Below are 18,883 nucleotides of genomic sequence, written 5' to 3' on the forward strand. Positions count from 1 at the left end.
CGCGCGCCATGCAAGACAGATACAACCACATCGATGTTGAGCGCGACGCGCAGAACCAATGGGTAGCCGCTGACGCTTACCGCGTTACCGAAGACCGCTCCCGGAAAAAGTTCTACGCCTGCTCCATGCTGCCCTACCCCAGCGGCAAGCTGCACATGGGCCACGTGCGCAACTACACCATCAACGACATGCTCGCCCGCTACCTGCGCATGAAGGGCTACAACGTGCTCATGCCCATGGGGTGGGACGCCTTTGGCCTGCCTGCCGAAAACGCCGCGATGAAAAACGGTGTACCGCCGACCAAGTGGACCTACGACAACATCGCCTACATGAAAAAGCAGATGCAGGCGATGGGGCTGGCCATCGACTGGAGCCGTGAAGTCGCCACCTGCGACCCGAGCTATTACAAGTGGAACCAGTGGCTCTTTTTGAAGATGCTGGACAAAGGCATTGCCTACCGCAAGACCCAGGTGGTGAACTGGGACCCGGTGGACCAGACCGTGCTGGCCAACGAGCAGGTCATCGACGGCAAGGGCTGGCGTACCGGCGCAGTGGTTGAAAAGCGCGAGATTCCGGGCTACTACCTGAAGATCACCGACCACGCCGAGGAGTTGCTCGACAGCGTCAGCACCAAGCTGCCGGGTTGGCCCGAGCGCGTCAAGCTGATGCAGGAAAACTGGATTGGCAAAAGCGAAGGCGTGCGCTTTGCCTTCACCCATGACATCAAGGACTCGTCTGGCGCGCTGATCGGTGACGGGCGGATGTACGTTTTCACCACGCGCGCAGACACCATCATGGGCGTGACCTTTTGCGCTGTGGCGCCCGAGCATCCGCTGGCGCTTCATGCGGCCACGACGAACCCCCAACTCGCCGCCTTCATTGAAGAATGCAAGTCCGGCGGCACGACCGAAGCCGAACTTGCGACCCAGGAGAAGCGGGGCTTGCGTACCGGCCTGTCGGTCGTGCACCCGCTCACCGGCGAGCAGATCGAAGTCTGGGTCGGCAACTACGTGCTCATCAGTTACGGCGATGGCGCGGTCATGGGTGTGCCAGCGCACGACGAGCGTGACTTCGAGTTCGCCAAAAAGTACAGTCTGCCCATCAAACAGGTCACGGATGTTGCAGGTAAGACCTACAGCACAGCGGCTTGGGACGACTGGTATGGCGACAAGCAGCAGGGCGTGGCTGTCAACTCCGGCAAATACGATGGGCTTGGTTTCAAGGCTGCTGTGGACGCGGTCGCGGCGGACCTGGCCGCCAAAGGCCTGGGCGAGAAGAGAACCACCTGGCGCCTGCGTGACTGGGGCGTGAGTCGCCAGCGCTACTGGGGCACGCCTATCCCCATCATCCATTGCGAAGCGCACGGCGCAGTGCCCGTGCCCGAGAAAGACCTGCCCGTCGTCTTGCCGCAGGACTGCGTGCCCGATGGCTCTGGCAACCCGTTGCACAAGCACGAAGGCTTTCACGCCGGCGTGGTGTGCCCCGTCTGCGGCAAAGCGGCCCGGCGCGAGACCGACACCATGGACACTTTTGTGGATTCGTCCTGGTATTTCATGCGCTACTGCGATCCGAAGAACGCCGAGAAGATGGTCGCGGAGGGCGCGGACTACTGGATGCCGATGGACCAGTACATTGGCGGTATCGAGCACGCCATCCTGCACTTGCTGTATGCGCGCTTCTGGACCAAGGTCATGCGCGACCTGGACCTTGTGAAGATTGACGAGCCCTTTACCAAACTGCTGACGCAGGGCATGGTGCTCAACCACATCTACTCCCGCAAGGGTGCCAAGGGTGGTGTCGAGTACTTCTGGCCCGCCGATGTGGAAGACCTGTATGACGAGCATGGCAAAGTCACGGGCGCCAGGTTGCGCAAGGACGGCTCGGCGGTGACCTACGAAGGCGTGGGCACCATGAGCAAGAGCAAGAACAATGGCGTCGATCCACAAGACCTGATCGAGAAATACGGCGCAGACACCGCGCGGCTGTACACCATGTTCACTTCACCGCCCGAGGCCACGCTGGAGTGGAATGATGCGGGGGTTGAAGGTTCGTACCGCTTCCTGCGCCGCGTCTGGAATTTCGGGGTGAAACTGAATGCTATGAATTTAGGAGCTGAAGGCGCCCGAAAAACAAGGGCAGAAGCCGTATTTGATAAAGAATCACAAGCGCTGCGCCGCGAAGTTCATACGGTGCTCAAGCAGATTGACTACGACTACCAGCGCATGCAATACAACACGGTGGTGTCTGGCGCCATGAAGTTGTTGAATGCTCTGGAAGACTTCAAAGTAGATGGCGCCCCCACGCTTGCCGCTTCGCGTACTGCGCTGCCCCCCGAGGGGGCTGAGCTTGCTCGGGGCGGCCCTTCGCGTCACTCGGCATCAGGGGGCTCAGCATTTGCACTGCACGAAGGCATGGGCATCCTGCTGCGTTGCCTTTACCCGGCGGCGCCCCACCTCACACACGCTTTGTGGACAGACCTGGGTTTTGCCAAAGACCACGGTGATCTGCTCGACGCCCCCTGGCCCGAGGTCGACGCGGGCGCGCTGGTGCAGGATGAAATCGAACTGATGCTGCAGATCAACGGCAAGCTGCGCGGGTCAGTCACTGTCCCTGCCGGAGCTGACAAGACTGCCATCGAAGCGGCCGCCCTTGCCTCCGAAGCTTTCATCAAGCAAGCAGCAGGCGCGCCACCGAAAAAAGTCATTGTTGTGCCCGGTCGTCTGGTCAACATCGTCGTCTGAGGAAGCAACCATGCAACGTCGTGTTTTCGTATTGGCTTCTTTGGCGACCCTCGGCCTCAGTGCCTGTGGCTTTGCACTGCGTCAGGCGCCCAAGCTGGCGTTCAAAAGCATTTATACAGGGATTGCCGAGGGCTCTACCCTGGGGACCGAGCTCAACCGCAATCTTGAGGCCAGCGGCGTGCGCTTGATCCGCGATGCACGCCAGATAGAAGAGGCTGACGTCATCCTCGAGGTGCTGAACGACCAGCGTGAAAAAACCGTGGTGGGTGTGAATGCTTCGGGTCAGGTGCGGGAATTCCAATTACGGACCCGTTTCCGGTTCCGACTGCGCACGCTGAGGGGAAAGGTTTTGATCCCGCCTGCGGAAATTCTGCTGCAACGCGACATCAGTTTCAACGAGTCGGCGGTCCTGGCCAAAGAGGCGGAAGAGCAACTGCTGTACCGCGACATGCAGACCGATATCGTGCAACAGGTCATGCGGCGGCTTGCTGCAGTCAAAGAGCTTTAGTCTTTCTGTCCGGGTGGCACTGAGAACGCCGGATCACCAGCAGGACTACCTTTTGCGACCCTTCTCGGGGCTGAACATATAGGCTGATATGGCCTCGGTCAATCGGGCTGCCTGCTGCACATGGTCACCATTGCTGATCATCAAGCTGGTAACCAGCGCTTCTATGACCAGCAAAGCAGAGACAGAACTGCTGGACAAGACCGGGTGTGTTGAATTCGCAAACAGACCCTCGTCTGCGACAGCGGCCAGAGGTGATGCCATGGAATCCGTGATGGCCAGCGTGTAAGCCCCGCGGTCTCTTGCGTACTGTGTCAGGCGGATGGCATCGTCTGCATATCTGGGAAACGAAATTGCGATCAGCACATCGGTCTTGCCGATATTCATCAGCCGACCGGCCGCGACTTCTGTGCCGCCAAACTCCACCACGTTGACAAGCTGCGGACAGAAAGGCTGCAAGTCCAGCGCCAGCATGGCGGCCAGATGCGAGCTCAGCCCAAAGCCCATGATGTAAACAGTGGAGGCCTTGGCGAGCCGGCGCGCCAGCTCCGCCAGGCGCTCGGGGTCCAGACCTTCGGCCGTGGTGCGCGCGTTTCCAAGGGTGAGCGCAAGACTTTCGGATACCACGGACAAGGTGCCGTCCTCGCGGGCGACCACGCCGCGCAACTTTTCCACGGGCTGCAGGACACCCTGCAACACCTCAGCCATCTCGGCGCGCAGCGCAGAAAAGCCGCTCATCCCCAGGGTGCGCGCAAAACGGCTGAGGGTGGCTGTAGAGGTGTGGGCGTTGGCCGCCAGTTCTTCAATGCCCCAAGCGGTGGCCCGCACCGGATTGCGCAGCAAAAAGTCTGCAGTGGCGCGGTTTCCCGGGGTGGCGAGGGGGTCTGACAACACCGTTCTCAGCCTTGCGCCCAGGGGGGACTGCGCAAAAGCCAGTTCGGGCGGCGCGGCGGGACGAACGGGACTAGGGGTTTTCACTTGGAAGGGTTTTTTCATGTTTTACAAATATGAAAATTATGATACAAACTCGCATCGGCCAGCGTACCGCAGTAAAAAAGCAGCTGACCGGTGAAGCAACTTCTTTTTAACCAGCTTGATGGTGACCACAAGAACAATGTTCGATTGTGGCCAGTTCAGGCGCTGCACATGGGGATTTTTATGATTCGCAAACTTACCGCTACTGCGCTGCTCCTCCTGAGCACCGCCGCTTTCGCCCAGGCGCCAAACTGGGGCAAGATCCGCATCGGTGTCGAAGCCAACTACCCGCCGTTTTCCCAGATGGGGACGGACGGAAAGTTTTCCGGTTTTGACATCGATATCGCCAACGCCATCTGCGCCGAAATCAAGGCCGAATGCACCCTTGTAGCTCAAGAGTGGGATGGCATGATGCCCGCACTGAACGCCAAAAAATTCGACATGATCGTGGCGTCCATGTCCATCACTGAAGAGCGCAAAAAAGCCGCAGATTTCAGCAACTCCTATTACGACATTCCTTCCGCATGGGTTGCAAAGACGGGTACTTTCCCCGAAGTTAATCCAACGACCTTGAAGGGCAAGAAAATCATCGTCACGCGAAATACGCCGCGCGCCGCTTACGTGCTGGCCAACTACAAGGACAGCGAGATCCTCCAGGTGGCGAAAGAGGCGGAAGTAACCATGGAGCTGGCAGCAGGTCGTGGTGATATCGGTTTTGGCTCGTCGCTCGCAGCGACGGCGGCCTTCCTCAAGTCGCCTGAAGGCAAAACTTACAGCAAGGTGGGCGCACCCATCAGCCTGGGTGGCGCCAAGGACGGTGGCGGCGTGGGCATTGCCATGCGCAAGGGAGAAGAGTCGCTGAAGACCAAAGTCAATGCCGGACTCAAGCAGATCACTGCCAACGGCGTTTACAAAACCATCAACGACAAGTACTTCGACGTCAACATCCGCGGCGAGTAATCAGCATCGCCGGGCAACCGGCGAGCTGTTTGCATCTGACGACTCACATTACAGCGGGGATTTATGTTGCTTTACGGATACCTGCCGGCAATTCTTGAGGGTCTGTCCCTGACCCTTCGGGTGTCGGCGGTATCCCTTGCGATCGCCTGCGTTTTTGGCATTGCTGGCGCTGCTGCCAAGCTCTCCCAGTCACGCGCATTGCGCTGGACGGCTGAGATCTACACCACGCTCATTCGCGGCATGCCAGAGCTGGTGCTGATGCTGCTGATCTTTTACGGCGGACAGATTGGCATCAACAAGCTGGCTGAATCGCAGGGCTGGGACTATATCGATATCCCGCCTTTCCTGGCTGGCGTCCTCACCATCGGCTTTATCTTTGGCGCCTATCTGACCGAGACATTTCGTGGCGCCATTCTTGCCGTGCCCAAAGGGCAGTCCGAGGCAGCGCTTTCGTTTGCGATGTCGCCCCTTAAGGTGATGTGGCGAATCGTTTTGCCACAAATGGTGCGGCATGCGATTCCGGGGTTCTCCAACAACTGGTTGATCATGATCAAGGCGTCAGCACTTGTGTCCATCATCGGCCTGGATGACATGGTGCACCGCGCTGGGCTGGCGTCGGCGACCACTCGTGCTCCTTTTACCTTTTACCTCGCCATCGCGCTGATCTATCTCACGCTGACGACCGTGTCGATCATTCTCCTGTCGCGCCTGGAAGCCCGTTACAGCCTGGGGCTGAAGAAAGTGCAGTTCTAAATGGACTGGAAAATCATTGCAGACAGTCTGCCGCTCTACGTAGAGGGCATACGCACAACCCTGGTGCTGCTCGCCATCAGCCTGGCAAGCTCCTTCGTATTGGCCGTCCCACTGGCTGTTGCCCGCGTGTCGCCACGGCTTTGGTTGTCAAAGCCCGTCTGGTTTTTCACCTACGTGCTTCGTGGCACGCCCTTGCTGGTTCAGCTCTTCCTGATCTATCACGGGTTGGCGCAGTTCGAGTTCATTCGCGAGAGCGCAGCTTGGGTCTTGCTCAAAAACGCATGGTTCTGCGCCTGGCTTGCCTTTACCCTGAACTCCACCGCCTACACCACCGAAATTTTCGCTGGCGCTCTCAGGGCCACGTCAGTAGGGGAAATTGAAGCGGCTCGCAGCTATGGCATGAGACCATTCAAACTGTACAGCCGGGTGTTGTTGCCAAGCGCGCTACGCCGATCGTTGCCGCAGTACAGCAACGAGGTTGTCGGCCTGATGCATGCAACGGCCATTGCCAGCACGGTCACGCTGGTGGACATCACCCGCGTGGCGCGGGACGTCTATGCAAACCACCTGCTTGTGACAGAGACATTTGGCGTCGCTGCCATCATTTACTTCGTCCTCACCTTTGTGCTTGTCGGGATTTTCAAGTTGCTGGAAAAGCGCTTTCTCAGGCATTTGCAGACGCAAAGAGCAACCGCGCCCGACGCACACCTGATCAAAGCCTGATATGCAAACACAAACCATCAACCTGATGGAGATCGCCCCCGGCGTGCGCCACAGTTTCCAGGTCATTCGCTTCGGTACCCCCGGAACGGGGCCCAAAGCGTATTTGCAAGCCGCACTACACGCCGACGAGGTACCCGCCATTCTGGTTGCGCAGGCGCTCAAACGAAAGCTTCAGGCGCTGGAAACGAGCGGACAGTTGTGCGGTGAAATCGTGCTCGTGCCTTACGCCAATCCGGTGGGTATGACGCAGCAACTCCTGGGGCAGCATCAAGGCCGGTTTGATTTGCGCGATGGTGGCAACTTCAACCGTCACTATTCAGACGTTACATCGCAGGTGGCCACCATGGTGGGAACACAACTTGGGGCTGATGCCGACCAGAATGCGGTGCTGATACGCGATGGATTGCGCAAGGCCGTGAGCGCACTCAGCGCACAGCATCTGGTTCAGGACATGAAAAACCGTCTCCTCCAGCTGGCCGTAGACAGTGATGTGGTCCTGGACCTGCACTGCGATCACGAAGCCGTCATGCACTTGTATGCCCTCACGCCCCAGCGTGAGTTGGCTGCAGAACTCGGGGCGTTGTTGGGCGCAGAGGCCATCCTGCTGGCGACCGAGTCGGGCGACTCGCCATTTGATGAGGCCTGCAGCCGCCCGTGGTACGAATTGCAGCGCCAGTTTCCCGATAAACCTGTTCCGCAGGGATGCTTTAGCGCGACCATTGAATTGCGTGGGGAATCCGATACCAGCCATGAACTGGCCGAGCAGGACGCAGGGGCGATCGTTGAATTTTTGCGTCGCCGCGGGTTGCTGCTGGGCGACGTTCCGGCGCTTCCCGCGCCGCGCTGTCAGCCCACACTGTTGTCGGGTTCGGAGCCCATCACGGCGCCGCGTGCGGGAGTGGTGGTGTTTCACAAACGACCTGGGGACCGTGTTGAAGCCGGTGATGTGATTGCCGACCTCGTTGACGCTTCTACGGGTGCGGTGGAGGCAGTGCGTTGCCGGTCCGGCGGCGTTCTGTACGCGCGCGGCGGTGCGCGCTGGGCGCTGCCGGGCAAGCGCCTCGGCAAAGTTGCCGGTACAAGTCTGGCCCGAACGGGCAAGCTGCTAAGCCCCTAGTAGGCGTGGGCAGGTCAGTGGTTGACTTGCCTGCCCACATTCAAACACTGAGGAGATGACATGACACGCCGTTCCATTTACCTGCTGCTTCTGGCAGCTGTGCTGACAGGTCTTGCATTGCTGGCCTGGCCTTATCGCAACTACGTTGTTCCACTGAAGATCGGCATCGAAGGCAGCTACCCGCCTTTTACCAAGACAGAAGCGGACGGCCGTGTCACGGGTTTCGAGATTGACCTGGCTAACGCATACTGCGAGCGCCTGAAGGCCCGTTGCGAGCTGATCAAGCTTGACTTTGACAGCCTGCTGCCCAAACTCAAAGCAGGTGAGGTTGATGCCGTGATGGCCTCGTTGACCATCACCGAGGAGCGGCTCAAACAAGTCGACTTTTCGGAGAGCTACTACAACGTGCCCAGCATATGGATAGCGCGGACGGGTGCCCCCCATTCATTGGTTCCGGGCATGTTGAAGGAAAAGTCTGTATCGGTTTTGAAGGGTTCACCGCGTGAAAACTGGGCCCGTGTGCAATATCCGGAGGCCAAGCTGGTGTCTGCGGCCAAGGAGACGGACGTCTATGCGCGCCTGACAAGCAACGAGGCCGAGTTGGGACTGAGTTCTGCTCTGGTTGCCAAAACCAAATTTTTGACGCTGCCTGAAGGCAAGGATTTTGCGCAAGTCGGCCCACCCGTGTGGATTGGAAACGGCGTTGGGGTGGCGGTGAACAAAGGCAATACCGTGCTGAGCAACCGCTTTAACCGTGCCATTGCCGCAACCGAAGAGCGCGGTGAATACAAGCGTATTGCAGCGCGCTACTTTGACTTTGACATCAATAACCGAAAGTAAATCGTGAACGCTTCCATGATCCTGCAGGCCTCCGACATCCACAAGCGCTTTGGCACCAACGAAGTGCTCAAGGGGGTGACCGTGCAGGCACGCGCTGGCGATGTGATATCGATGATTGGCTCCAGTGGCTCCGGCAAAAGCACATTCCTGCGTTGCCTCAATCTGCTGGAGCAGCCCAACAGCGGACGCATTGTGGTGGATGGGGAAGAGCTGGTCCTGGTGCCGGATACGCGCGCCAGTGCCGCCGGTGCATTGCGGGCCAGGGATCCGGCGCAGCTGCAGCGGCTGCGCGCACAGGTGGCCATGGTGTTTCAACACTTCAACCTGTGGGCCCACATGACCGCGGTTGAAAACATCACGGAGGCACCCGTTCACGTACTCGGACTGACCAAGGCAGAGGCGCTGGAGCGCGCCCATTTGTATTTGAACAAGGTTGGTGTGTATCACCGCAAGGATGCTTATCCGGCGCATCTGTCCGGCGGTGAGCAGCAACGCGTGGCCATCGCACGGGCGCTGGCGATGGAGCCCAAAGTCATGCTGTTTGATGAGCCGACCTCTGCGCTCGATCCCGAACTGGTGGGCGAGGTCCTCCGCGTGATGCGCTCAGTGGCCGAAGAGGGCCGGACCATGATTGTGGTGACGCACGAGATGAGTTTCGCGCGTGAGGTCAGCAACCACGTTGTGTTTCTGCACAAGGGGCAGATCGAAGAGCAGGGTGATCCGCGCGAAGTGCTCAGCAAGCCCTCCAGCGAGCGGCTGCAGGCGTTTTTGTCCAACAGTTTGAAGTAGGGTGGGAGGGCGCTAACCGCCCGCCCTCACGTGCACCGCCAGATCAGCGCATCAAGGTGCTTTTGCCAAACAGGCTTTCAACCAGGTCAACGGCCACTTCAGCGGTCTGGTTGCGCACGTCAAGCGCGGGGTTGAGCTCCATGATGTCCAGCGAGCCGAGCAAACCCGTGTCAGCAATCATCTCCATGCAAAGCTGGGCCTCGCGGTAGGTCGGTCCACCGCGTATGGTGGTACCCACGCCGGGCGCCACCGATGGGTCCAGAAAGTCAACGTCAAAACTCACGTGCAGGTGAGTGTCAGAGCCAACGTCTGCCAGAGCCGCTTCCATGGTGCGCTTCATGCCCATCTCGTCGATGTAGCGCATGTCAAATATTTGGAGCTCGGAATCGCGCGCGAAACGTTTCTCTCCGGCATCCACGCTGCGAATGCCAATCTGCCGGATCATTCCCGGCTCCATGGCAGGCGTGGTGCCGCCTATCCGGGTCAGCTCTGCGGGGCCATGGCCACACAGCACTGCCACCGGCATGCCGTGCACATTGCCGGTGGGTGTCAGGGCGCTGGTGTTGAAATCGGCGTGCGCGTCCAGCCACAGCACCAGCAGCTTTTTACCCTTGTCCCGGCAATGACGTGCCACGGCGCTGATGGAGCCAATCCCCAGGCAATGGTCGCCGCCCATGAGCAAAGGTAATTCACGCGCGCAAAGCGCAGCGTAAACAGCCTCGTGCACTGCGGTGTTCCACGCGGCCACTTCATTCAGATGGCGATACCCGTCAACCGGCGGCAGCCAGGGGTTGGCCGGACCGATCACATTGCCGCGGTCCGTCACGGTCAATCCGTGGCTGCGCAAAATGTCCTGAATACCTGCGACGCGCAGCGCTTCCGGGCCCATGGATGCGCCCCGGCTGCCGGCGCCTATGTCGGTGGGTGCGCCAATCAGGGCGATGTAAACGCTCATGTTGCGGCCATCGCGGTCAGTCTGACCGATGCGGGCTTGGTAGCACGAGCAGTAGCAGTCGGTTGTGCCGACTCGACCAACAGGCCAAAGAGGTCTTTCGGGTTGTCCAGATGGGGAATCAGGTCGATTTGCTGCCGCTCACCCGCTGCCTTGACCTGCAAGGCATGCAGGTAGCGCAAAGCCGAGTAATCCTCCAGCGCGAACCCGACCGAATCAAAAATGGTGACTTCGTGGTCTCCGGCACGCGCCGGGGCTGTGCCGTTGACCAGCAATGCAAATTCGGTCACGGCAAAGTCAGCAGGCAACTGTTGAATTTCGCCCTCGATGCGGGATTGCGGCTCGTACTCCACCACCACACGCGCATCGGACCTCAGCAGAATATCGGCGTGCAGTTCGGTTTTACCGGGGCAGTCGCCCCCCACGGCATTGATGTGCATGCCAGGTTCGATCATCGTTGGTGTGAGGATCACTGCGTTGCGTTTGTCGGCGGTGACGGTGGTCACGATGTCGGCTCCCTTGACGGCTTCGGCGATGGAAGGGCTGATAACGATGTTGAACTCGTTCAAGCCGAGGGCCCGCAGGTGAGCCGCCAGCTTTTGTGTAGCAGCCAGGTCAACGTCGTACAGCCTGATCTCCCGGATACCGACCATATGATAGAACGCGATGGCCTGAAACTCGCTCTGCGCGCCGTTGCCTATCAGCGCCATGACGCGGCTGTTGTCCCGTGCCATCCACTTCGCGGCCAGGGCGGACATGGCCGCAGTACGCAGCGCGGTCGTAATGGTCATTTCTGAAAGCAGCAGCGGATAACCCGTAGCAACGTCGGCCAGCACACCAAAGGCCGTCACGGTCAGCAGGCCGCGCGCCGTGTTTTGCGGGTGCCCGTTGACATACTTGAACGAGTACTGCTGGCCATCGCTGGCGGGCATCAGTTCGATCACGCCCACGGGCGAGTGAATGGCGTGCCGTGCAGACTTGTCAAAGTCCGCCCAGCGCCGGTAGTCTGACTCGATTTCTTGCGCCAGACCGCTGATAAATTGGGCCGCGCCCATGCTGCCGACGAGGCGTTTGATGTCTGCAATTCCGATGTAATCCACCACGATGTGTCCTTGTTCGCCGCGCCCGTGCGCAGCCGATCAGGGATTGTCTGAGAGCGCGCAGCCAATTAAAAGCCAGTGATTTGTATAATTTGCTAGGTTAGTTAAACAAAAAGCCAGACGTGACTGGCGATTTGATACAAAATGGCGCATGGACGATACCGACCGCCAATTAATCTCCCTGCTTCGTGACGACGGACGAGCGTCGGTTGCTTCCCTTGCCAAAAGTTTGCGGGTTTCACGCGGCACTGTGCAAAACCGGCAGGCCCGGCTGGAGGCGGATGGAACCATCGTGGGGTATACCGTTCGGCTCAAGCCCCTGGCTGAAAACCACCGCATCCGCGCCCTCATGACCGTGTCCGTGGAGGGCAACCGCATTGATCAGGTAATCCGCGACCTTCGCGGCGACCCTGCTGTGAGCGCATTGCACACCACCAACGGCAGATGGGACATCGTTGCCGAGCTGCGAGCCGACAGCCTGGAAGCATTTGACGCTGTCCTGGGTCGTGTGCGTTTGCTGGACGGCATCGCCAACACCGAGACCAGCCTGTTGCTGTCAACCTACAAGCTCTAAACTTCAACGATGCAACTGGCAAGCGCACAACTGTCGGAACACCTCAAGCGTGGGCTTAAAAGTCTGTACACGCTGCACGGCGATGAGCCTCTGCTGGTTCAGGAATTTGCCGACGCTTTGCGTTCGGCTGCGCGGGAACAGGGTTACACAGAGCGCACGGTGCACACCGTTGCCGGCGCCCACTTTGACTGGAGCGAGGTGCTGGCCAGCGGCGGCTCGCTAAGCCTTTTTGCAGACAAACAGATTGTCGAAATCCGCATCCCCAGCGGCAAGCCAGGCAAGGACGGTTCGGCAGCCTTGCAGCAAATAGCGGAGCGGGCACAGGGCGATGACAGCACCTTGACCCTGATTTTGCTGCCCCGGCTGGACAGCATAACCACCAAGGGGGCGTGGTTTGGGGCGCTGGAGAGTTTTGGCACCACGGTCAAATTTGACGCCATTGACCGCCGAAGCCTCCCCCCATGGATTGCGCAACGCCTGCAAATACAAGGCCAGCGCGTGGCTGCAGGCGAGGAAGGCCAGCGAACCCTGCAATTTTTTGCCGACCGCGTGGAGGGCAATTTGCTGGCGGCCCACCAGGAAATCCAGAAGCTGGGCCTGCTGTACCCGGCGCAAGAGGGTGCGGTGCTGAGCTTTGAACAGGTTGAGCAGGCGGTGCTGAATGTTGCCCGGTATGACGTGTTCAAGTTGTCGGAAGCGGTGCTGGGCGGGCAGACCCTGCGTGTGCAGCGCATGATCGATGGCCTGCAGTCCGAGGGTGAGTCCGAGGTGCTGGTGCACTGGGCTCTGGCTGAGGACATTCGAAGCATGAAGAGGGTCAAAGATGCCATCCGCGCGGGCCGCCCCATGCCCATGGCCCTGCGCGAAAACCGGGTCTGGGGAATCAAGGAAAAGCTGTTTGAGAGGGTGCTCCCGCAAATCGGCGACACCACGCTGGCCAATCTTCTACACGCCGCGCACAAGGTGGACGGCATCGTCAAAGGTCTGAAGCAACCCGACTGGCCCGTTGACGGCTGGCAGGCGCTGCATCGCCTGGCCCGTATGGTGTGCGAGCAGTGCACCGCACCCGCAGCAGCACCCCGCGCCGCGCGCCCGTCGGCGGGTGGCGCCAAGACTTAGCGCCATGCAGAACACAGCCTCGCTTTCCAAAAAACTGACGCGCATCGGGGCGAGCTTGTTGGGGGTGGCGCTGGTCTCCATTGGGTTGACGCTGTGGGTAACCTGGCAACTCGAAGGCGGCGCCGCCGCCGTCAACGAAGCCGGTCGCATGCGCATGCAGACCTGGCGCCTCGCCAGCTCGGTGCAGGCCGGCGTAGAGCGACGCGAACTTCAGGGACTGGTAACCCGGTTCGATGAAAGCCTGGCCTTGTTGCGCGAGGGAGACCCTTCGCGGCCCTTGTTTGTGCCCTGGGACGACCAGGTGCGGTCGCGTTTCAACGATGTCGAGTCCCTGTGGCGGACCCAGCGGCCGCTGTGGCTGGCCGAGACGGCTCCGGCGGCGCAGGAACTGCTGGAAGCGGGCGGGGCGTTTGTCGATGCTAGCGATCAACTGGTCCTTGCGATCGAGCAGCATCTGTCCCGTCTGACCGCCATCCTGAACCTGTTTCAGGTGCTGATGATGGTGCTGGCCATTGGCGGCGCGGCCATCATGCTGTTCACCGGCTACATGTATGTGATCAATCCGCTGGCGCAACTCCGGCAGGGATTGCACAAGCTGGAGTCCGGAGATTTCAAGACGCGCATCGACGTTGAGACCGTGGACGAGTTCGGCCAGGTGGCGGCCGGGTTCAACCACATGGCGGTAACTTTGCAGTCGCTGTATGTAGGGCTGGAAGCCAAGGTCGAGGCAAAGACGAAGCGCATAGAGTCACAACGCGCTCGGCTCGAAGCCTTGTACAAGGTTAGCGCCTTTCTGGCCCAGTCCGGCAGCATTGACGAACTTGCAAGCGGCTTTGCGCAGCGCGTGCGGGGGTTGATGAAGGCCGACGCTGCCGCAGTGCGCTGGTCGGATGACGCCAACCAGCGCTACCTGATGCTGGCTTCAGACTGTTTTCCAAAGGAACTGGTGGAAGAAGAGCGCAGCCTGTTGGCCGGAGCGTGCGCCTGCGGCAACCTGCGGGCAGATGCGCGCACCCGCGTGATTCCCATCCTGAGCCACGACGAGGCGCCCGTGCGCCACTGCGCAAAGGTCGGCTACGAAAGTGTCGTCACGGTGCCGATCCGGCTCCAGCAGCGCCTGCTCGGTGAATTCAACCTGTTCTTTCGGACGACAGTCCTGCTGAGTACCGACGAAATTGAGTTGCTCGATGCACTGGCCAGTCATCTGGCCAGTTCACTGGAAGGCTTACGGGCCGATGCACTGGACCGCGAGGCTGCAGTCGCGGAAGAGCGGGCTCTGCTTGCACGCAACCTGCACGACTCAATTGCCCAGTCACTGGCTTTCCTGAAGATCCAGGTGCAATTGCTCCGGGGTGCTGTGCAAAAGGGCCAGGCGCCTCAGGTGCAGGCGGCACTTGATGAGCTGGACGTCGGGCTGCGCGAAAGCATCGGCGATGTGCGGGAGTTGCTGGTGCATTTCCGCACGCGCACCAATACCGACGACATCGAGCAGGCCCTGCAGGAAACCCTGCAGAAATTCCAGAGCCAGACGGATTTGGCGGCACATTTGCAGGTCCAGGGCCAGGGCCTGCCGCTGCCGTCGGACGTGCAAGTGCAGGTGCTTCATGTACTCCAGGAAGCCCTGTCCAACATACGAAAACATGCGGGCGCTACGCAGGTCGACCTTGAGGTGCACAAAGGGGCACGCTGGCGTTTTGTGGTGCGCGACAACGGCGTTGGCTTTGACACGGGCAAACACCCCGGCCAGTCTCACGTAGGACTCAACATCATGCGCGAGCGTGCAGGACGCATAGGCGCCGTGGTCGAGATCGTTTCCTCGGCGGGGGTGGGCACCACCGTGACGCTGACACTGCCGCCACACCCGGAAGTCGGCGGCGGCACGGTCAGGACGGCGGGGTCTGCGATGGCGGCTGCAGGCATGCATGGAGGCTGAGAAAAAGACATGACCATCCCCGTTACCCTCCTCGTCGTGGACGACCACACCCTGTTTCGCCGAGGGCTGGTGGCGTTGCTTTCCCAGGATGAACGTTTTCGCGTGGCAGGCGAGGCGGGCGACGTTGGCGAGGCACTGCGCTGTGTGGAGCGCAACCCGCCCGATTTGATACTGCTGGACAACCACCTGCCAGGTGTTTTAGGCGTGGACGGCATTGCGACCCTCAAGGATGCCGCACCCGGCACCCGCATCCTGATGCTCACGGTCAGTGAAAACGAAGCTGACCTGTCTGCAGCGTTGCAGGCGGGCGCTGATGGTTATCTGCTGAAAACCGTGGAACTCGACAGGCTGTCGGAGTCCATCATCAAGGTATTGGAGGGGGAGTCGGTGGTCAGTCCGGAGATGATGACCAAGCTGGTGACCGCCTTCCGGTCCAGGTCGTCGCCGTCCTCTCATGACGAGGTCGCTGCGCTCAGCGATGGCCGCAGCGCGGAGCTCTCTGCGCCGACCTTGCCGGACGACTCAGCCATCGCGCTCTTGTCAGCGCGTGAACGTGAGGTGCTGGCGCTGGTCGCACGCGGCGACAGCAACAAGGTTATCGCGCGTGAACTCGATATCGCGGAGACAACGGTGAAAATTCACGTCCAGCACATTTTGCGCAAACTGCAGCTCAGCTCGCGCGTGCATGCCGCTGTATACGCTGCCGGACGGGACTGGAGTTGATATAAATCAGCTGCGGGCCAGTTAGGCCCGCCTCTAGTTCTTCAGAACTATTGCCGCCTTGTTCCAAAGGAGGATATTCATACAGCGGTAAAAAGCCGACAGTCATGCCATGTCCCTGGAGAAGAACATGGCCTCTGAACTCGGCAACTCAAGAAAAGCGTGGGCCGTGCTGATTGTCAGCACGCTGGCCTTTACCGTCTGCTTCATGGTGTGGATGATGTTCGGCGTCATCGGCATCCCGATCAAGAAGATGCTGAACCTGAATGCCACAGAGTTTGGTTTGCTTGCGGCCACACCTGTGCTGACCGGCTCCTTGATCCGGGTCCCTCTTGGCATCTGGACCGACCGTTATGGCGGGCGCATCGTCATGGCTCTCCTCATGGCCGCCACCATCCCTGCGATATGGCTCATGGCTTACGCCACCGTGTACTGGCACTTTCTCGTGATTGGCCTTTTTGTCGGTCTGGCGGGCGGGTCGTTTTCTGTCGGCACGCCCTATGTGGCGCGCTGGTTCCCCAAGAACCGACAGGGCATGGCCATGGGTGTGTACGGCGCTGGCAACTCCGGTGCCGCCGTCAACAAGTTTGTTGCGCCTGTGTTGCTGGTGGCGTTTGGCTGGGCCATGGTGCCGCAGGTTTACGCGGCCATCATGCTGGCGGCGCTGGTGCTGTTCTGGCTGTTCAGCCACAGCGATCCGGCCCACCTGGTGCCGAGTCATGTCAAGTTCAGTGACCAGCTCAAGCTGCTCAAGGACCCCAAGGTCATCAAGTACTGCCAGTACTACAGCATCGTGTTCGGCGGGTATGTGGCCCTGTCACTGTGGATGGTGCAGTACTACGTCGGCGAGTTTGGTCTGGATATCCGCGTGGCTGCGCTGCTGGCTGCCTGCTTTTCCCTGCCGGGCGGCGTGCTTCGCGCCTTTGGCGGTGTGTTGTCCGACAAATACGGCGCGCACAGCGTCACCTGGTGGGTGATGTGGGTCAGCTGGATCTGCCTGTTTCTGCTGTCCTATCCGCAGACTGATTTCACCATCCTCACCGTCAATGGCCCAGCGACCTTCCACATCGGCCTGAATGTTTACACCTTCACGGCGCTGATGTTTCTGCTGGGCATTGCCTGGGCTTTCGGCAAGGCCAGCGTTTTCAAATATATCAGTGACGACTACGGCGCCAACATCGGCGCTGTCAGCGGCATTGTGGGTCTGGCCGGCGGCCTGGGCGGTTTCGTCTTGCCCATCATTTTTGGCGGCCTGATGGACCTGACCGGCGTTCGCTCCAGCGCCTTCATGTTCATGTATGGCGTGGTCTGGGTCTCTTTGATCTGGATGTACTGGACCGAGGTGCGGCGCACCGAAGTCATGGGCAGCCACGCCGGCGCACAAGCCTGAACCCTTCATTTTTGAGAAACACCATGAACACCAAAACCAGTCCAAGCACTGACATCACCGATTGGCGTCCCGAGGACGAGCAGTTCTGGGAGAACACCGGCAAACGTATTGCCTACCGAAACCTATGGATCTCCGTGCCCAGCCTGCTGTGCGGCTTTGCGGTCTGGGGCATGTGGGGAATCATCACCGTGCAGATGCTCAACCTGGGCTTTCCGTTTACCCAGGCCGAACTCTTCACCCTGACGGCCATTGCGGGTCTGGCCGGTGCCACCATGCGAATCCCGGCGTCCTTCCTGATCCGGCTGGCCGGTGGGCGTAACACCATCTTCCTGACAACGTCGATGCTGCTGGCGCCGGCCATCGGCACCGGCATCGTATTGCAGCACCCTGAGTGGCCGCTGTGGTCGTTTCAGTTGATGGCCCTGTGGTGCGGGGTGGGTGGCGGAAACTTCGCCAGCTCCATGTCGAACATCAGTACGTTTTTCCCCAAGCGCTTGCAAGGCACGGCATTGGGCCTCAATGCCGGCCTGGGCAATTTCGGTGTGACGACCATGCAGATCGTCATACCGCTGGTCATGACCATGAGCCTGTTTGGAGGCTTGGCGGGCGAAGCGACCACACTGGTAAAAGACAGCGGCTGGATTCTCGGCAAGATTGCTGCGGGTACGCCTACCTGGATACAGAACGCCGGCTTTGCCTGGCTGTTGTCACTCGTGCCGCTGTCCGTGATCTGCTTCTTCGGCATGAACAACCTGAAGACAGTGACGCCCGACACCGGCGGGACCATCCCGGCCTTCCTCAAAATCATCTGGCTCTACACCCTGTCGTTCGTGCCCGCAGGCGTCGGCCTGTATCTTTACCTGCCAAAGCCCACAGGTTTGGGGCTGCTCAACATGTGGATCGCCATGCCATTGATTGTGGCAAGCACTTTGCTGGTGCTCAAGCTCACGGCCTTCGGCACCATGAAAGAAGGCATCACCAAGCAGTTTGCGATTTTCAGCAACAAGCACACCTGGTCGCTGACCTTGTTGTACATCGTGACCTTCGGTTCCTTCATCGGGTTTTCGATGGCCCTGCCGCTGGCCATCACGGTCATCTTCGGCATCAGCCATGTACCTGATGCCGCAGGCGTGATGCAGCACACGCTGAAAAATCCCAACGCGCCTTCGGCACTGACCTTTGCCTGGATTGGCCCCTTTGTAGGCGCGCTCATTCGCCCCGTGGGTGGCTGGGTGTCCGACAAGGTAGGCGGGTCCATCGTGACCCAGATCATCTCCGCCGTGATGGTGCTCGCTTCGGCTGCGGTGGGTTACGTCATGCTGCTGGCCTACAAATCGGCCACGCCGGAAGAATATTTTTTACTCTTCATGGCCTTGTTTATCGTGCTGTTTGCTGCCAGCGGCATCGGCAATGGCTCCACCTTCCGCACGATTGGCGTGATCTTCGATCGCCAGCAGGCTGGCCCGGTGCTCGGCTGGACCTCGGCCATTGCCGCTTACGGCGCCTTCATCGCCCCAGTGGTCATAGGCGCGCAAATCAAGGCGGGAACGCCTGAAAACGCCATGTATGGGTTCGCCATTTTTTATGCCTTGTGCCTGGTCCTCAACTGGTGGTTTTACCTGCGCCCCGGCGCCGAGATCAAAAACCCCTGACCTGCCGTTAAAACGAATTTACCGCCATACCGGAGAACCC

Annotated in this window: 17 protein-coding genes; 14 read left to right on the forward strand and 3 right to left on the reverse strand. The window is 59.9% G+C overall.

The window, feature by feature from the left end; translation table 11 throughout:
* Positions 1–8: 8 nt before the first annotated feature.
* Both leuS and lptE read left to right on the forward strand, forming a co-directional pair.
* Positions 9–2,741, forward strand: a complete 2,733-nt coding sequence (gene leuS, locus VE934_RS15875) for a leucine--tRNA ligase (RefSeq protein WP_324889242.1) — start codon at positions 9–11, stop codon at positions 2,739–2,741.
* A gap of 10 nt (positions 2,742–2,751) precedes the next feature.
* A complete protein-coding gene (lptE, locus tag VE934_RS15880; protein WP_324889244.1) occupies positions 2,752–3,249 on the forward strand; it encodes an LPS assembly lipoprotein LptE in 498 nt (165 codons plus the stop codon).
* 45 nt (positions 3,250–3,294) lie between these two features.
* On the opposite strand, the gene VE934_RS15885 is transcribed toward lptE, so the two are convergent.
* Positions 3,295–4,242, reverse strand: a complete 948-nt coding sequence (locus tag VE934_RS15885; protein WP_324889246.1) for a MurR/RpiR family transcriptional regulator — start codon at positions 4,240–4,242, stop codon at positions 3,295–3,297.
* 162 nt (positions 4,243–4,404) lie between these two features.
* On the opposite strand from VE934_RS15885, the gene VE934_RS15890 reads away from it, so the two are divergent.
* The 6 genes from VE934_RS15890 to VE934_RS15915 all read left to right on the forward strand — a co-directional run bounded on the left by VE934_RS15890 (position 4,405) and on the right by VE934_RS15915 (position 9,403).
* A complete protein-coding gene (locus VE934_RS15890; RefSeq protein ID WP_324889248.1) occupies positions 4,405–5,181 on the forward strand; it encodes a transporter substrate-binding domain-containing protein in 777 nt (258 codons plus the stop codon).
* Between the two features lie 63 nt (positions 5,182–5,244).
* Positions 5,245–5,934 (forward strand): ABC transporter permease, encoded by a 690-nt coding sequence (locus tag VE934_RS15895; RefSeq protein WP_324889250.1) that lies wholly within the window; start codon positions 5,245–5,247, stop codon positions 5,932–5,934.
* Positions 5,935–6,657 (forward strand): ABC transporter permease, encoded by a 723-nt coding sequence (locus tag VE934_RS15900; protein ID WP_324889252.1) that lies wholly within the window; start codon positions 5,935–5,937, stop codon positions 6,655–6,657. It begins immediately after the preceding gene.
* 1 nt (position 6,658) lies between these two features.
* Positions 6,659–7,774: a succinylglutamate desuccinylase/aspartoacylase family protein gene (locus VE934_RS15905; protein ID WP_324889254.1), complete on the forward strand. Its 1,116-nt coding sequence runs from the start codon at positions 6,659–6,661 to the stop codon at positions 7,772–7,774.
* A gap of 60 nt (positions 7,775–7,834) precedes the next feature.
* Entirely contained in the window at positions 7,835–8,614 is a 780-nt protein-coding gene (locus tag VE934_RS15910) for a transporter substrate-binding domain-containing protein (RefSeq protein WP_324889256.1), read from the forward strand.
* 15 nt (positions 8,615–8,629) lie between these two features.
* Positions 8,630–9,403, forward strand: coding sequence for an ABC transporter ATP-binding protein (locus tag VE934_RS15915; RefSeq protein ID WP_324889347.1), 774 nt, complete (start codon positions 8,630–8,632; stop codon positions 9,401–9,403).
* 43 nt (positions 9,404–9,446) lie between these two features.
* On the opposite strand, the gene rocF is transcribed toward VE934_RS15915, so the two are convergent.
* Both rocF and VE934_RS15925 read right to left on the reverse strand, forming a co-directional pair.
* Complete coding sequence (rocF, locus tag VE934_RS15920) at positions 9,447–10,358, reverse strand: arginase (protein ID WP_324889258.1); 912 nt, start codon at positions 10,356–10,358, stop codon at positions 9,447–9,449.
* Positions 10,355–11,458 (reverse strand): ornithine cyclodeaminase, encoded by a 1,104-nt coding sequence (locus VE934_RS15925; protein WP_324889260.1) that lies wholly within the window; start codon positions 11,456–11,458, stop codon positions 10,355–10,357. Before VE934_RS15925 ends, rocF begins: the two co-directional genes overlap by 4 nt.
* A 148-nt stretch (positions 11,459–11,606) precedes the next feature.
* Here VE934_RS15925 and VE934_RS15930 point away from each other — a divergent pair, with 148 nt between their 5' ends.
* From VE934_RS15930 to VE934_RS15955, 6 genes are all read left to right on the forward strand, one after another.
* The gene (locus VE934_RS15930; RefSeq protein WP_324889262.1) at positions 11,607–12,029 is read left to right on the forward strand and encodes an Lrp/AsnC family transcriptional regulator; all 423 of its coding nucleotides are present in this window, start codon (positions 11,607–11,609) and stop codon (positions 12,027–12,029) included.
* A 9-nt stretch (positions 12,030–12,038) separates the two neighbouring features.
* Entirely contained in the window at positions 12,039–13,148 is a 1,110-nt protein-coding gene (gene holA / locus VE934_RS15935; protein WP_324889264.1) for a DNA polymerase III subunit delta, read from the forward strand.
* A 4-nt stretch (positions 13,149–13,152) separates the two neighbouring features.
* Positions 13,153–15,081 carry a type IV pili methyl-accepting chemotaxis transducer N-terminal domain-containing protein gene (locus VE934_RS15940; protein ID WP_324889267.1) on the forward strand — a complete coding sequence of 643 codons (1,929 nt, stop codon included), beginning with the start codon at positions 13,153–13,155 and terminating at the stop codon, positions 15,079–15,081.
* A 9-nt stretch (positions 15,082–15,090) separates the two neighbouring features.
* Positions 15,091–15,804 carry a response regulator gene (locus VE934_RS15945; RefSeq protein WP_324889268.1) on the forward strand — a complete coding sequence of 238 codons (714 nt, stop codon included), beginning with the start codon at positions 15,091–15,093 and terminating at the stop codon, positions 15,802–15,804.
* A 127-nt stretch (positions 15,805–15,931) separates the two neighbouring features.
* Positions 15,932–17,191, forward strand: coding sequence for a nitrate/nitrite transporter (locus tag VE934_RS15950; RefSeq protein ID WP_324889270.1), 1,260 nt, complete (start codon positions 15,932–15,934; stop codon positions 17,189–17,191).
* A gap of 23 nt (positions 17,192–17,214) precedes the next feature.
* A complete protein-coding gene (locus tag VE934_RS15955) occupies positions 17,215–18,843 on the forward strand; it encodes an antiporter (protein WP_324889272.1) in 1,629 nt (542 codons plus the stop codon).
* Positions 18,844–18,883 lie beyond the last annotated feature (40 nt).

Source organism: Polaromonas sp., from assembly GCF_035638815.1.
Taxonomy (GTDB): domain Bacteria; phylum Pseudomonadota; class Gammaproteobacteria; order Burkholderiales; family Burkholderiaceae_C; genus Polaromonas.